Origin of the sequence: Methylorubrum zatmanii, assembly GCF_014845115.1 — a bacterium.
GTDB lineage: Bacteria > Pseudomonadota > Alphaproteobacteria > Rhizobiales > Beijerinckiaceae > Methylobacterium > Methylobacterium zatmanii.
Genome location: NZ_NKUI01000187.1, coordinates 1 through 14,615, shown reverse-complemented (window position 1 = coordinate 14,615; position 14,615 = coordinate 1). Strand labels below are relative to the sequence as shown.

The window sequence follows — 14,615 nt, the reverse complement described above, 5'->3', positions numbered from 1 at the left end:
GGGGTGGAGGGCGGTGCGCTGAAGGTCTTCGATCCGCGCCAGCCCATGCCACCACCGCCGCCCGGCCGCGCATCGACGGCCGGCGCCGCCACGGCGAGCGAGGCCGCGAGCGCGAGGAGGGTCACGACGCGCCTGCGGCGCGCGGGGGAGGATGCCATCGAAAGAACCTCGGTCACCATGAGAAGGCGAAGTGCCCTCTAAAGGTGGTGACGTTCGAGCGAAGATTTTAGTCCCGGCTCCATCTCGAATTTCGGATGGTTAAGGCGATTTTTCGCCGGACCGTCCCTCGCCTGCCGCAAAAAGCCGATGCAGGCCAATGCATTGGCCGTTCGTTGCCGGTGCTGCTCCGGTCGCGGAAATACTTGGCCGGGGGCTCAGCGGGCGGCCGGGAAGACGAGACGCACGCTGGCGCCTTCGCCGGGGCGACTGTCGATGGAGATGGTGCCGTTCTGGCGCTTCATCAAGCCGTGAACGATGGCGAGTCCCGCGCCTCGGCCGGATTCGCGGGTGGTGGCGAAGGGAGCGAGCGCCCGCGACAGCATTTCCGGCGACAGCCCGTGCCCCGTATCCGAGACCGTGAGGCCGACCGCCCCGGCCTCCGGGCGTTGCAGTGAGCGGTCCCCGGGCTCCACGGCGAACAGCGCGACGCGGATACGGCCCTGCCCGGACATCGCCTCGCAGGCATTGGCGAGGATGTGCGAGAGGGCGAGTTCGAGCTGGATCGGATTGCACAGGGCCGGCGGCAGATCCTCCGGGATCGACAGTTCCAGCTGAATTCCGGCGGGCAGGCCGGGACGTAGGCGGTCGAGACAGCTCCGGACCGCCGCGGCGAGATCGACCGGGCGCACATCCGGCGCGATGCGGCGGGAATGGGCGAGGAGCTGCCGGGTGAGCACGGCCGCCCGCTCGGAGGCCTCGGTGGAGCGGGTCACCGCCCGCTGGATGAACGGCTCCGGCCGGTCGCCGAGCCGCCGCTTCAAGCCGTCGATATAGCCGATCAGGATCTGCAGGAAATTATTGAACTCGTGGGCGACGCTGTTGGTGAGCAGCCCGAGTGCCTCCCTCTGCCGGGACAGGGTGAGCGCGTCCTCCGCGTCCCGCCGTCGTGTCACGTCCACGATCTGCCCAAGGAAACGCGGGGCGTCTCCGGGAGCGGAGAGCGGCACGAGGTGAATCTCGCCCCAGAACGAGCTGCCGTCCCGCCGGGCGAACAGGAGTTCGGCGCGCGCGGCCTCGCCCTGGCCCAGCGCCTCCTGCAAGGCGGTCCAGCCGGCATGGTCGCCGTGGCGGCAGGCGAGCGATTCGATCCTCCGGCCGAGAAGGTCCGCCTCGTCGAGGCCGGTCAGGGTCAGCAGGGCCGCGTTGACGAGGCTCAGCACCGGCCCGTCCTCCGAGGGGGCGAGCAGGAAGGCGGGCAGCGGCAGGGCGGCGACGAAAGCGTCCGCGGCCGCGATGCCCTGCGCGGAGCCGGGAGGGACGGGGGCGAGGTCGGCGAGTGACGTCATCGGGCGCTGCCAGCGAGGGGCGCAGGCGCCCGGTGTAACGGCATGTGGGACGGGTGGGATCGAGGCGATGCCCAAACCATGCCCGTCAACGCACCAAGTCCCATCCGGATCGCGGCACCCGAATCAGCGATTGGCGGTGGTGACGGGCGAGGTGCCGTTGTTGAGGCTGACCCAGGCCTTGCCGTCCTGCCCCTCGCGCTTGACGAAGGTGTAGCCGGTGCGCTGCCAGGGCAGCACCGCGTTGGTCTTGTTGTCGAGGATCAGGTCGCCCCGGTCGGTGCGCACCATCAGCACCGCGTGGCCCTCGCCGATCTCGTCGATCACCACGGTCATGCGCAGGGCCCGGCGCGGCAGGCGGCGCTCGGCCAGCATCCGCCGCTTGAGGAGCTGGATGTCCTCGCAATCGCCGAAGCCGTCATCGGGGAAGTCCCAACGGTCCACCACGCCCCAATGAGCCATGTCGGTGATCGGCTTGATCCGGGCGTTGACCCGGCGATTCACGGTGGTCAGGGTGTGCCAGACGGTGGGAGTCAGGGTGATGACGGCGGGCTCGGCGAGATCGACCGTACATTCGGCCGGATAGCGGGCGCAGAAATCGTTCCAGGCGGCGACCGGCCGGGCCGGGGCGCCGGGATCGGCCGCGCTGCCCGCCTCGGGAAGGGCGGCGACGGTGCGGGCTTGGCTCGGCTGGACCGGGGCGGTGGCGCCGCCGATCAGCAGCGTGGTCCCGACCAGGGATAAATGGGCCGCCCGGCGGAGGCGCCGCCCCACACGCCCGCGGGGGAACGCCGATCCGTCGCCGACGCTCCGAAGCACCGCGTATCGCATGGCCGACCGTCCTGCCGCCCCTGTTTCGCGGCAAAGCTTGCACGAGCTTGCGCCCGGCTCAATACGAAAATGAAGAAGCGATGAACCTCGCCCGCCGCTTTCCCGTGCCGAAACGGGACAAGCTCGGAGGGGCTGGCAAAGGAGCCACACCCCGGTGCGCGCCTCGGGCTACCTCCTCAGCGGTTCGCGGTGGTCACGGGGGAGGTCGCCCCGCCCAGGGACACCCAGGCCTGCGCGTCCTGGCCCTCGCGCTTGATGAAGACGTAGCCGGTCTCGTGCCAGAGCTTCACGGCATTGGTCTTGTTATCGAGGATGTAGTCGCCCCGGTCGGTGACCAGGGTGAGCACCGCGTGGCCCTCGCCCTTCTCGTCGATCACCACGGTCATCCGCATGGCCCGGCGCGGCAGGCCCGCTGCGGCCAGCAGATGGCGCTTGAGCAGCTGGTAATCCTCGCAATCGCCCGAGCCGTCCTCGGCGAGGTCCCAGCGGTCGGGCCGGCCCCAATGCTCCTGATCGGTCACCGGCTCGATGGTGCGGTTCACCCGCCGGTTGATCGAGACGATGCTCGACCACAGGGCCGGGGTGAGGGCGATGCGGGCGGGCTCCGCACGGTCGAAGGCACATTCGGCCGGATAGGACTGGCAGAACTCGGTCCAGGCCAGGATCGGGCGGGCCTCGGCCCCGGGGGTGAGGCTGGCGCCCGCCGAGGGAAGGGCGGCCAGGGTCTGCGCGGCCGGCTGGGCCTCCGCAGAGGCGCCGCCGCAGAACAGGCCGGCGCAGAGGGTGAGCACCGCCAAGAAGCCCGTCTTCGAGCCCATCTTCGGACCCGTCTTGAGATGACCCGTCTCGGTGGTGCGCATCGCGGCTTTTCCTTCGAACGGGGCCAGGATGTCGCCGCACCCCCTCCGCCGCGCTGAAGCCGATCCGCGCAATTTTACCGATTCGCCGCCCCGGCGATGCGCTCCTGCGCCAGGGCGAATTGCGGCTCACGGCAGCGTCGCGCATTGGAGAGGTCGCGTTAGGGGAAGGGAAACCCTGGGCGCCTGAGCGAAGCCCGAATCCGCCACCCCGCAGGGATCAACCGGAGGGGGCAAGGACCGGAAAAACCTGGAGCGGGGCGGATGCGCGCTGACTCGGAGAGGATGCGTCGACCCGAAAGGCTCGGCGGATCGCCGGTGATCCGGCGCGCACGGAGGAGGGTCGGGTGTCGGCGATGACGCCGCCAGTCAGAGGATGATGCCCTCGTGGAAGCGATCCGGCGAGATCGGCAACATGAACTGGGCGCCGATGCCGCCCTCGAAATGGCGCACCACCCGGCCGGGGGTCGAACCGACCATGAGATGCGTGCCGATCGGCACCTGCGAACGGGTGGCGAGGGCCGCGCCCGACATCGAGATATCGACGATCCGGGCGGGAATGACGTTGCCGTTCTCCAGGCGCAGGGTCACGCCGGGCTGGGTCGGGATGAGGCGCTCCTGGCTGCGGCCCTCCGGCAGTCCGAGGCTCTCCCGGTTGGCGATCCACATGAGCTGCGAGGCGATCTTCTCGCGCTTGCGCGGCGTGGCGTTGATCCGCATCGCGAAGCCCTGGGGGACATGGCGGACGACCTCACCTTCCAGCCGGCCGATTTGATCGAGATACAGAACCACGCGCTCGCCGAGCTCACCCAGGACCGCGCAGGTCAGGCGGACGCCGCCGGGTGACATGTCCACGGTCTGGCACGGGTATTCACGCCGGTCCGCCAGCATGTAACGGCCGAGGAGCGTCGTGCGCACCCGCTGATGCCGACGCTGATCGGCGGCGCGAATGGCCAGTCGAGGGGAGGCCATCCCGATTTGGGAAAGCTCGGTCATGTCGGCTCGGCGGTCTCGGTACCCAAGCCGAATTTCTATCTGTTCCGCAGTTACGAAAGACTTTCCCGGTCTCTCTGTATCCGCCTCGACTGCTCCCTAGCGGTTGCGGCCGAAGAAGGTCAGGCGCTGCCGCGCCCGCCCTCATGGACCAGCAGATGGCCGAACCGCACCGGGCGGGCATCGTTGGCGGGCTGGGGCAACGATTCGACGAAGCTGCGCATCGCCGCGCGCTCCGGTGGGGCCGTTTCCAGCACCCGCAGGGAGACGGCCTCGATCCGCAGGAGGGGGCGGCTGCCGAGCCAGGTCGGGATGCAATGCGGGCTCAGGGAGCCGAGGATGCGCGCCTGGGTCTTGCCGCGATGGCGCAGGGGCAGGAGCAGCAATTCGAGATCGAGGCTTTCGTCGCGGGCGGTGAAGCCGGTGAGGCCGGCCACCACGCCGACCGTGTCGCAGGTGACCGTCTCGACCAGCCTCCAGGGATCGCCGAGACCCAGCGGACCGCCCCACAGATCAACGAAGGAGGTGCCCCGCAACTCACGCCCGAACAGGGCGCACAGGCGTGTCCCGGCCAGCCGCACCGCGCTCGACCGCCGGGCGGGATCGGTTTCCAGGATGAAGCTGTCGGCGAGCAAGTTGCGGATCTCGCCCGGTTCGATCTCGCTGCGCTCGGGCGCGGCCCGCTCGCCGCGCAGCCGATCCCAATAGGCGTGAAGCTGGCGGCTCGTGGGGTGCTTCATGGTGTTCCGCATCGATACGGCCCGGTTTATTCTGGCCTCGGTTCGGGTCGGCCTGGGACGAAAGTGCCCGTTCCATGCCGGGGACGGGTGACATCGCGCACACCTTATGCCGTTCGATACGGCCACGCTCGCTCAACCCATTTTTAACCTTAACGGCGCCGCGCCGGCCGCGAGCCGGGCTCCACCGTGCTGCGACCGATTGGGCCTTGCGGCCGGGCGATCTTGGCCGACATGGTGCGGCATGGATGCCTCCCCCGAATTGCCGCGGCAGGGCCGCGTTCCCGTCTTCAACCTGCCGGGGGTCGTCACCGCCTCCATCGCGGTGCTGGCGGCGGTCCATGTCGTCCGCACCGTCCTGCCGGACGATCTCGATCTGTCGCTGCTCCTCCACCTCGCCTTCATCCCGGCCCGTTGGGCCGCCGCCTTCGATCCATCCAGCGCGGCGGAGATCGTCCGCGCGGCGGGGGAGGGCGCGGGCACGCCCGATGTCCTGGCCGCGCGGCAGGATTTCGCCCGTTACCTCGTCGCCGATCCGGCCGCGATGCCCTGGACCGGGGCGAGCTACGCCCTGCTCCACGGCTCATGGATGCATCTGATCTTCAACGCCGTGTGGCTCGCCGCCTTCGGCACGCCGGTCGCGCGCCGCTACGGCGCCCTGCGCTACGGTCTGCTGGCCCTGGCGGGCGTCGTGGCGGGGGCCCTGACCCATCTCCTGCTCGATCCCTACAGCCTGATGCCCCTGGTCGGGGCCTCGGCCGGCATCTCCGCCCTGATGGCAGCAGCCGCCCGCTTCGTGTTCCAGCCTCCACCGCCCTTCGTGGCCGGCGCCCCCTGGCAATTGCCGCCGCGGCCCAAGCTGCAGTCTATCCCCGAATTGCTGCGCAACCGGCCGGCGATGCTGTTCCTCGGGATCTGGTTCGTCACCAACCTCCTGTTCGGCGTCCTCGCCCTTCCCCTCGGAGGCAGCGAGGGACCGATCGCCTGGGACGCGCATCTCGGCGGGTTCGTCGCCGGCTTCTTCCTGCTGCCGCTGATGGAGCGGCGCCTCGGGCGGAGCGGGGCGTAGGCGGCGGGATCTGTGCCGATCAGGCAACAGCGGGGCTTTTTGGAATTCTGCCGGAACTAAGACAGGAGCGCCGTCCGTCGATTTCAGGAGTGGGAGCGGATTAAACATAAACCAGCCAATGACCGCTCCACTCCTGATGGAGATTGGATCCTGGTGAAACATCGCGCCGCCGTCATTGCCCGTCTCGGGCTCGCCCTGTCCTGCGCGCTCGGCCTCGGGAGCGGGGCCGCCCAGGCCGGCTCCGCCGCCCAGCCCGGCCAGACCATCGGTGTGCCGTTCGGCGCGCCGTTCCCCAAGGGCTTCTACGCCGTGAACCTGTCGAGCTTCGGCGTGCGCGAGACCTCGCCGCTCGATTCCGAGAGCAACGTCAACCTGCCGACCCTGCTCTGGGCGACCCCCTTCTCGTTCCTCGGCGCGCAGGTGCAGTTCGTCTTCGTGGCGCCCATCGCCGCCTCCAGCGTGCGCGGTGCCCCCTATAACAGCGGGTGGGGCCAACCCCTGCTCGCGGGCCAGCTCGCCTGGGATCTCGGTGACGGGGTGGGCGTCAGCTACCTGCTGGGCGGCTATCTCCCCTGGGACACCCGCTTCCTGACCCAGTCCCCCTCGCTGAGCCACCGCTTCGCGATCACCTATGCCGCCAACGATTGGGCGATCACCTCCAACCTGCTCTACGGCCACATCCTCGAGCCGCGCTCGCCCAATGGCGTGCTCTATCCCGACTACCTCAACCTCGACCTCACCCTGACGAAGAAGTTCGGCAAATGGCAGGTCGGACCCGTGGCCTTCGGCTCGGTCGATCTCAAGACCGACGTCGTCGGTTACCGGTAGCAGGGGCAGATCGCTGTCGGCGGCCTCGTCGGCTACAATTTCGGTTTCATGAACGTGCAGGGCTACGTCACCCGCGACGTGGCCGAGCGCAATTACGGCGGCAAGGAAACCCGTGGCTGGCTGCGCGTCGTCGTGCCCTTCGGGCAGGACAAGGGCGAGGTCGAGCCGAACCGCACCCTGATCACCCGCCGGCAGGCCGAGGGACGCTGAACCCGACCCGTCGCCCGCCCGTCACCCGCGATGCCGGCAACCGCCCCCGAAGAAACGCGGGGGCGGTTTGCTTTTGCGGGACGGCCCGAATCCCGCCCTCGCGTTCCCCCCGCATCACCCGATGAGCGATGGCATCCGGAAAAGGTGGGCGCCTTCGTCGTCTTGCAAGGAAATTCGAGCTGTCTTGCCCTGAGTTCGTACCGAGCAATGAACTTTTCTTCTCATCCACTCCTTGAATGAGGAATAGCTCTGCATGGGGCGCTTGCTATCGCGGCCGAGCCGCCACACAATCGCCACACGAAGCCGGGGCCAACCCGGCCGCATCCGGTCCCGCGCCGCGGGCTGACGGCGCGGTCACCCAGGGAGGAGAATTGATGACCGTTGCGCGTATCCTGGCAGAGAAGGGCAATTCCGTGGTCACAGTGCCCCCGCACCGGACCGTGGACGAGGCCATTCACCTGCTCGCCGAGAAGCAGATCGGCGCTCTCGTCGTGGCCGATGCCGGAGGGCACGTGATCGGCATCCTGTCCGAGCGTGACGTGATGCGGGCGCTGGCCCGCGATGGTGCGGCGGCGCTCGATCAGTCGATCTCGCATTACATGACCGCGAAGGTCGTGACCTGCACCCGGCGCGCCAGCATCGAAGACGTGATGGAGACGATGACGGAGGGGCGCTTCCGCCACCTGCCGGTGGTGGAGGACGGGCATCTCGTGGGCGTCGTCTCGATCGGTGACGTCGTGAAACGCCGCATCGCCGCCGTCGAGGCCGAACATCAGGCGATGCGCGACTACATCACCATGGCTTGAGGTCGCCACAGCCTTTCGGGACGTGGCCCCGAGGCCTCGTCCCGAAGGGTGGTCTAGGACCGGGCCGCCGCGCTCTCGACCATGCGCCGGATGTCCGGCAGCGCCGCCCGGACCGCCTGCCGGCCGAGATCGATGCCGTAGGCGGCGCGGTGGAACTCGAACTGCCCGAACTCGGCGAGACGTGGCCGGATCGACACGTCCGGCGGATCGCCGGCCAGCCGCGCCCGCGAGATTCGGTCCTGGGTGATGTTGAAGGCATCGAGCATGACCCTCGCAACGCCGGGACTCGGCCGGCCGGAGGTGTCTCGCGCGGCCGGGGTCCGGCGGCGGCCCATGAGACGCCGGCTCGCCCCTCGCAGCAGGTTCCAGCGGCCCCAGCGGCGCATGGTGACCTCCAGCGTCTGCTCGATCGCCTCCTCCACCGGCGCGTCGGCCTCGTCGAGGGGAGTGTCTTCCTGCTCGGGCCGGATCACCGCGCCGGGCGGACGTGTGTCGCAGCTCAGGTTGACGCAGATCACGAGATCGGCCCCGAGTTCCCGAGCCAGCCGCACGGGCACGGGGTTCACCAGGGTCCCGTCCATCAGCAGGCGCCCCTCGAGGGCGACCGGCGGGAAGATGCCGGGAATGGCATAGGAGGCCCGCACCGCCTCGACCAGCGGCCCGCGGGAGAGCCAGACCTCGTGGCCGGTGCCGAGTTCGGTCGCCACGCTGGCGAAGGCGAGGCGCAGATCCTCGATCCGGAACCCGTCGAGTTCGCGGGCGAGGCGGCGGCGCAGGCGCTCGCCGGCGATCAGGCCGGAGCCGGTGATGCGGGGATCGAGCATGCCGACCACCCGGCGGCGGGTGAGGGAGAGGGCGAAATCCTTCAGCGCAGCGATGCGGCCGGCGGCATAGGCTCCGCCCACCACGGCGCCGATGGAGCAGCCCGCCACCACCTCGGGATAGATGCCGGCCTCTTCCAGCGCCTCGATCACGCCGATATGCGACCAGCCCCGGGCCGAGCCGCCGCCGAGGGCGAGGCCGATACGGGGAGAGCGGAATCGCGGCACCACCGGCTCCACGGCCCCCTCGGGAAAGCGGGGCGCAGCGGAGGGGAGCACCTCGAACCTCATCGGTTCGGAGCGGCGGGGACGAGGGTGACGGCGCCGGTCGCGGGGTCGCGTTCGACCGCCCGGTAGAAGCAGGAGCGGCGGCCGGTATGGCAGCAGCCGCCATCGCCGCCCACCGCGACGCGGATCAGGATCGCGTCCTGATCGCAATCGATCCGCATCTCAACCACCCGCTGGATCTGCCCGGAGGTGGCGCCCTTGTGCCACAGCTCGCCCCGGGAGCGCGACCAGTACCACGCCTCGCCGGTCTCCAGGGTGCGGGCCAGCGCCTCGGCATTCATATGGGCGAGCATCAAGACCTGCCCGTCCACCGCATCGACGGCGATGCAGGTCACGAGGCCATCCGCACCGAAGCGCGGCGTGAGGGCGACACCCTCCTCGACATCGGCGCGGGAGCCCGGAGAAGCGAATCGCTCGGTCATCGGGAAAGGTCCGGCCGCCTCAAGCCTTCTGACTCCGCACGAGGGTCAGGAAGCGGACCTGCTCGCTCGGATCGGTCTTGTAGAGGCCGCGGAACTGCGTCGTGATGGTCGAGACGCCGGCCTTCTGCACCCCGCGCATCGCCATGCAGAGATGCTCGGCCTCGACCATCACCGCGCAGCCGCGCGGCTGCAGGATGCTCTCGATGGTGTCGGCGATTTGGGCCGTCATCGTCTCCTGCGTCTGCAGGCGGCGGGCGAAGGCATCGACCACCCGGGCGAGCTTGGACAGCCCGACCACGCCCTTGGTGGGGTAATAGGCGATGTGGGCGAGACCCATGAACGGCACCATGTGGTGCTCGCAATGGGAGTAGAACGGGATGTCGCGCACCAGCACGGCGTCCGAATAGCCCTCGACCTCCTCGAACACCCGCTCCAGCAGCGCCTCGGCATCCATGCGGTAGCCGCCGAAGATCTGCTCATAGGCCTTCACCACCCGGGCGGGGGTATCGATCAGCCCCTCGCGGGTCGGGTCGTCGCCGGCCCAGCGCAGCAGCGTACGCACGGCGGCCTCCGCCTCCTGCCGACTCGGCCGGCCGAGCGCCACCTCGTTCGGCACCCGCTGGGCCGATTCGGGCAAGGGAGCGATCTCGGGCGCGATCTCGGGATGGCCGGCATCGTTGGCGCCGCGAATCCCTTCGAGACCGTTGGCGCTCATGCGTCGTTCGTCGTCGCTCATGCCGTAGGACAGGGATTTGAGAGCGGCATCCATGGCATCTCCGGCCTTCGCCACACGCGCCTTCATGGTCGTGCTGTCAGGCTTGGCGTACATCGTCGATCCGTCCCGGCGTCTTGAGCGGGTTTAAGTGCCGACGCCCTGCGAACGATCCGAATCCTGGGTCAGGGCGTGACCGGGGTCGACGGTGCCATTCTCGCGGAATGGGCTTATCGCGCCTATATCGTCGCAATCGCGCCGCCGCGCAATGCGTGGCATGCGTATCTGGCTCAATGAAATCCGAGAGCCTCAGTCTCTGCCTCTCACAGCGCGCACCGCGAAGGCGTGTCAGCCATGATCGACGACATCTACAACCGCCGCATCCTGGAATTGGCCGCCGACATCCCCCGGCTCGGCCGACTGGCGGCGCCGGATGCGACCGCGACCGCCCATTCCAAGCTGTGCGGCTCGACCGTCACCGTCGATCTCAGCCTGGACGCGGACGGCGCCACGGTGGCCGACTTCGCCCACGACGTGAAGGCCTGCGCCCTCGGTCAGGCCTCCTCCTCGCTGATGGCCCGCCACGTCGTCGGCGCACGGGCCGACGAATTGCGCGCTCTCCGCGAACGGATGCGGGCGATGCTGAAGGAGAACGGTCCGGCGCCGGAGGGCAAGTGGGCCGAATTGGCCGTGCTGGAGCCGGTGCGCGACTTCCGCGCCCGCCACGCTTCGACCCTGCTGACCTTCGACGCGGTGGTCGATGCCCTCGACCAAATCGCCGCCCGAAAGGGCGCGGGTGCCCCCGAGGCGGCCTGAGGCCACCATGAACCGTCTGGTCCGCCGGGCCGCGCACGGGGCGATCCGCACCTACCAACTGACCCTGTCGGGCCTCGTCGGACGCCAGTGCCGGCACTGGCCGAGCTGCTCTGCCTATACCGACGAGGCGATCCAGCGCCACGGTCTCTGGGCCGGCGGCTGGATCGGCCTCGCCCGCATCTGCCGCTGCGGGCCGTTCGGCACCCACGGCATCGATCTCGTGCCCGAACGCCTGCCGGAGCGGGCCGCGTGGCACCGCCCCTGGGCCTATGGCCGCTGGCGCGGCGTCGAGGCTCCGCTGCCCCTGGTGTGTGAGGCGGTGGAGGAGAAGTAGCGTTCTCCCATCCCCTCATTCCACGAAAAAGCCCCGGCCTTTCGGCCGGGGCTCGTATCGTTTCAGGTCCTGCGTGGTCGCTTAGCGGCGGTCGCCGAGCAGCGAGAGCAGGAACTGGAACATGTTGATGAAGTCCAGGTACAGCGTCAGGGCGCCGTTGACGGACATCTTGGCAGCGCCCTCGGCGTCGAGGCCGCTGTAGAGGTACATCTCCTTGAGCTTCTGCGTGTCGTAGGCGGTCAGGCCGGCGAAGATCAGCACGCCGATCACCGAGATCGCGAACTGCAGCGCCGAGGACGCCAGGAAGATGTTGACCAGCGAGGCGATGATCAGGCCGATCAGGCCCATGATCAGGAACGAGCCCATGCCCGACAGGCTGCGCTTCGTGGTGTAGCCGTAGAGGCTCAGGCCGCCGAAGGTCGCCGCCGTGATGAAGAACACCCGCACCACGCTGGCGCCCGTGAACACGAGCAGCAGGGTGGACATCGACGCGCCCATCACCGCCGCGAAGGCCCAGAACATCGTGCGCGCCGACGCCGCCGACATCCGATCCATCCGGAACGAGAACACGAAGATGAAGGCGAGCGGTGCCAGCATCAGCACCCACTTGAAGGGGCTGGTGTAGAGGAACTGCCCGAACGGGGTCAGGGCGAGGCGCCCGGCGCCGGTCTGCGCCACGGCGGCCATGTTGAGGCCGAGCGCCACGAGACCCGAGATCCCGAGGCCGACGACCATGTTGTTATAGACGCCCAGCATGAAGCTGCGCAGGCCCTGGTCGACTTCGACCTGAGAGCCGGCGTACCCCTGCGGCTGGGCGCCGTAGCGGAACGGGCTGTTGTCGAATGCCATGAAAGTTTCCCTTGGAAGCTCTCGGCGTGGGCTTGTGTCGAGGTCCGCACGCAACCCCTGGCGCGTCGAGCGCGCCTCATGCCCGAATATGTTCGCTGGACCGATCATAAACAAGTGGGCCTCGGCTCCACGGCCGCGTTTTCAAGCCTGTGGAATGACGAAGATTTTTATGGGATTTGCGGGATGAAATACTCCGGTGAGACGTGATTAACCCTTCTCAGATCTGGCGGAGATAGGGAGCCGGCTTCTGACCGAGGATGCGCCAGGTGCCCGCGAGGCCGACCGCCACCGCGAACACCACGGCGAAGGCCGCCACCGCTAGCGCCCCGGCGGGATCGGGGGCGAAGTCGAGGCGCATCACGCGGGAGACGATCACCCATCCCGCCACCGTGCCGGCGGCGATGCCGAAGACGGCGGTGGCCAGCCCGAGGGCGCCGTATTCGAGGGCATAGGCGGAGAGCAGCCGGAGCCGCGTCGCACCGAGCACCTTAAGCACCACCGCGTCGTAGAGCCGGGCCCGGTGCCCGGCGGCCAGCGCCCCGGCCAGCACCAGCAGGCTCGCGACCACCGCGACGACGCTGGCGCCGCGGATCGCCAGCACCAGCTTGTGAACGAGGTCGTTGACCGCCTCCAGCGCGTCCCTCACCCGCACGCTGGTGACGGAGGGGAAGGCCTTGGCGGCGTCGCGCACCACCTCCGCCTCCAGCTTCGGATCGGGCCCGTTCGGCAGGGTCAGCGTCGCCAGATCCGCGTGCGGCGCGCCCCGGAAGGTGCCCGGCGAGAACACCATCACGAAGTTGATGCCGAGCGAGCGCCACTCGATTTTGCGCAGGTTGGCGATCTTCGCCGTGATCGCGCGGCCGAGGACGTTGACGGTGACCGTGCTGCCGACCTTGAGCCCTAGAGCATGGGCGAGCTCGACATCGAAGGAGACGAGGGGCTGACGGCCGTCCTCCGCGCTCCACCACGCGCCCTCGACCACCCGCGAGCCGTCGGGCAGGGCGTCGGCGTAGGTGATGCCCCGGTCGCCGTCGAGCACCCAGGCGGCGTCCTCCGGTGCCTTGATCTGGCCGGCGGGCACGCCGTCGAGGGCGGTGATGCGGCCCCGCATCATCGGCACCCGCTCGATCTTGGCATCGGGGGCATGCGCCCCGAGGAAGGTGGAGAAGGCCTCTGCGTCCCGCGACGGCACGTCGAGGAAGAACAGGCTCGGGGCTCGGCCCGGCAGGGAGCTTTGCAGCGCCCGGGTGATGTTGCTGTCGATGGCGCTCAGGGTCACCAACAGGGTCGTGCCGAGCCCCAGCGAGAGCACCACCGCCGGCGTCAGAGCGCCTGGCCGGTGGAGATTGGCCAGCGCCATGCGCGGCACCATCCCCTTCGGCCGCGGCAGGCGGGCGGCGAGCGCCATCATTCCGGAGGCGATTAGGCGCAGGGCCCCGAAGGCGAGGGCGGCGGCGGCCATGAAGATCAGCGCCACCTTCCGGTTGAAGGCGGTGAGGAGGGCGAGGCCCGCCAGCGCCAACAGCGCCCCGGCGAGCACGGCGAGGTAGCGCCAGCGCGGCCGGCGCCCGGAGGGATCGACGGTGTCGCGGAACAGCCCGGCGACGGGCACGTCGTGGGCCCGCCCCAGGGGCAGGATCGCGAAGGCCAGCGCCGTCAACAGGCCGTAGGCCGCCGCCAAAGCGAGGCGCCCCGGCGCGATCTCGGGGTTGAGCGGCAGCGGGAGCTGATCCCTCAGGGCGGCATCGAGGAGGAAGGGCAGGCCGGCGCCGATGGCGAGACCCAAGGCGGTGCTGAACGCGGCGATCAGCATGACCTGGATGAGGTAGAGCCCGACCACCTGCGAGCCCGGCGCGCCGACGCTCTTGAGGGTTGCGATGGATTCCTGCTTGCCATCGACGAAGGCGCGCACGGCATTCGCGACGCCGACCCCGCCGACGATCAGGGCGGTGAGCCCAACCAGCGTCAGGAACTGCGTGAAGCGTTCGATCCCCTTGGCGAAGCGCGGATCGGCATTGTCGCGGGCGCGCATCTCGAAGCCCGCCTCGGGCAGGGCCTTCTGGATCGCCGCGTTGACCGCGGCGAGGCGGGCGTCGTCGGCCTCCGGCATTTGCAGGCGATAGGTGAAGCGGTTGAGGCTGCCCGGCTGGATCAGGCCGGTGGCGCGCAGGGCCGCCAGCGAGATCAGCAGGCGCGGCCCGAATCCGATGCCGCTGCCGATCCGGTCCGGCTCGGACATCAGGGCGGCGCGGATCTCGATGGGGAAGCCGCCCAGGGTCACCCGGTCGCCGGGTTTCAGCCCGAGCCGCGTCAGCAGGGCCGGATCGGCCACCGCACCGTAGAGGCCGTTCCGCTCGGCGATGAGATCCTGCGCGCTTCCCGGCGGGTCGGACTCGACCGCGCCGACCGCCGGGTAGCTGCCATCGACCGCCTTCAACTCGACCAGAGCCGCGCCGCCATCGCCCGCCACCGCCATGGCCCGCAGGCTCGCGACCTCCGAGACGGGGGCCTGCCCGTCGAGCACGGCGCGCTCGGCCGGC

Annotated in this window: 14 protein-coding genes and 1 pseudogene; 5 read left to right on the top strand and 10 right to left on the bottom strand. The window is 69.6% G+C overall.

Features of this window, described 5'->3' with window-relative positions; translation table 11 throughout:
• Positions 1 to 374 precede the first annotated feature (374 nt).
• The 5 genes from MZTS_RS19950 to MZTS_RS19930 all read right to left on the bottom strand — a co-directional run bounded on the left by MZTS_RS19950 (position 375) and on the right by MZTS_RS19930 (position 4,923).
• Positions 375 to 1,505 (bottom strand): ATP-binding protein, encoded by a 1,131-nt coding sequence (locus tag MZTS_RS19950; RefSeq protein ID WP_192285149.1) that lies wholly within the window; start codon positions 1,503 to 1,505, stop codon positions 375 to 377.
• A gap of 123 nt (positions 1,506 to 1,628) precedes the next feature.
• Positions 1,629 to 2,333, bottom strand: a complete 705-nt coding sequence (locus tag MZTS_RS19945) for a transglutaminase-like cysteine peptidase (RefSeq protein WP_192285148.1) — start codon at positions 2,331 to 2,333, stop codon at positions 1,629 to 1,631.
• Between the two features lie 176 nt (positions 2,334 to 2,509).
• Positions 2,510 to 3,193 (bottom strand): transglutaminase-like cysteine peptidase, encoded by a 684-nt coding sequence (locus MZTS_RS19940; RefSeq protein WP_192285147.1) that lies wholly within the window; start codon positions 3,191 to 3,193, stop codon positions 2,510 to 2,512.
• A gap of 366 nt (positions 3,194 to 3,559) precedes the next feature.
• Entirely contained in the window at positions 3,560 to 4,186 is a 627-nt protein-coding gene (locus tag MZTS_RS19935; protein WP_009864490.1) for a PilZ domain-containing protein, read from the bottom strand.
• Positions 4,187 to 4,305: 119 nt separating this feature from the next.
• The gene (locus MZTS_RS19930; RefSeq protein WP_192285146.1) at positions 4,306 to 4,923 is read right to left on the bottom strand and encodes a PAS domain-containing protein; all 618 of its coding nucleotides are present in this window, start codon (positions 4,921 to 4,923) and stop codon (positions 4,306 to 4,308) included.
• 241 nt (positions 4,924 to 5,164) lie between these two features.
• Here MZTS_RS19930 and MZTS_RS19925 point away from each other — a divergent pair, with 241 nt between their 5' ends.
• From MZTS_RS19925 to MZTS_RS19915, 3 genes and pseudogenes are all read left to right on the top strand, one after another.
• Positions 5,165 to 5,989, top strand: coding sequence for a rhomboid family intramembrane serine protease (locus MZTS_RS19925; protein ID WP_192285145.1), 825 nt, complete (start codon positions 5,165 to 5,167; stop codon positions 5,987 to 5,989).
• A gap of 153 nt (positions 5,990 to 6,142) precedes the next feature.
• Positions 6,143 to 7,027: pseudogene (locus MZTS_RS19920) on the top strand (transporter).
• A gap of 374 nt (positions 7,028 to 7,401) precedes the next feature.
• Positions 7,402 to 7,833 (top strand): CBS domain-containing protein, encoded by a 432-nt coding sequence (locus MZTS_RS19915; protein ID WP_009866190.1) that lies wholly within the window; start codon positions 7,402 to 7,404, stop codon positions 7,831 to 7,833.
• Positions 7,834 to 7,886: 53 nt separating this feature from the next.
• Here MZTS_RS19915 and MZTS_RS19910 read toward each other — a convergent pair whose 3' ends face one another.
• Genes MZTS_RS19910 through folE form a run of 3 tightly spaced genes read right to left on the bottom strand, consistent with a single transcriptional unit; the run spans position 7,887 to position 10,133 of the window.
• Positions 7,887 to 8,945: a patatin-like phospholipase family protein gene (locus MZTS_RS19910; RefSeq protein ID WP_192285144.1), complete on the bottom strand. Its 1,059-nt coding sequence runs from the start codon at positions 8,943 to 8,945 to the stop codon at positions 7,887 to 7,889.
• A complete protein-coding gene (hisI, locus tag MZTS_RS19905) occupies positions 8,942 to 9,364 on the bottom strand; it encodes a phosphoribosyl-AMP cyclohydrolase (RefSeq protein WP_192285143.1) in 423 nt (140 codons plus the stop codon). Before hisI ends, MZTS_RS19910 begins: the two co-directional genes overlap by 4 nt.
• 19 nt (positions 9,365 to 9,383) lie before the next feature.
• Complete coding sequence (gene folE, locus MZTS_RS19900) at positions 9,384 to 10,133, bottom strand: GTP cyclohydrolase I FolE (RefSeq protein ID WP_484502689.1); 750 nt, start codon at positions 10,131 to 10,133, stop codon at positions 9,384 to 9,386.
• Between the two features lie 297 nt (positions 10,134 to 10,430).
• Between folE and MZTS_RS19895 the strand changes: the two genes are divergently transcribed.
• On the top strand, positions 10,431 to 10,892 hold the full coding sequence (locus MZTS_RS19895; protein ID WP_009866610.1) for an iron-sulfur cluster assembly scaffold protein: 462 nt from the start codon (positions 10,431 to 10,433) through the stop codon (positions 10,890 to 10,892).
• A 7-nt stretch (positions 10,893 to 10,899) separates the two neighbouring features.
• The gene (gene yidD, locus MZTS_RS19890; RefSeq protein WP_009866609.1) at positions 10,900 to 11,226 is read left to right on the top strand and encodes a membrane protein insertion efficiency factor YidD; all 327 of its coding nucleotides are present in this window, start codon (positions 10,900 to 10,902) and stop codon (positions 11,224 to 11,226) included.
• Between the two features lie 81 nt (positions 11,227 to 11,307).
• Here yidD and MZTS_RS19885 read toward each other — a convergent pair whose 3' ends face one another.
• Positions 11,308 to 12,075, bottom strand: coding sequence for a Bax inhibitor-1/YccA family protein (locus MZTS_RS19885; RefSeq protein ID WP_009866608.1), 768 nt, complete (start codon positions 12,073 to 12,075; stop codon positions 11,308 to 11,310).
• A 217-nt stretch (positions 12,076 to 12,292) separates the two neighbouring features.
• Positions 12,293 to 14,615: ABC transporter permease (locus MZTS_RS19880; protein WP_192285141.1), on the bottom strand; the 2,323-nt coding region annotated here is incomplete at its 5' end.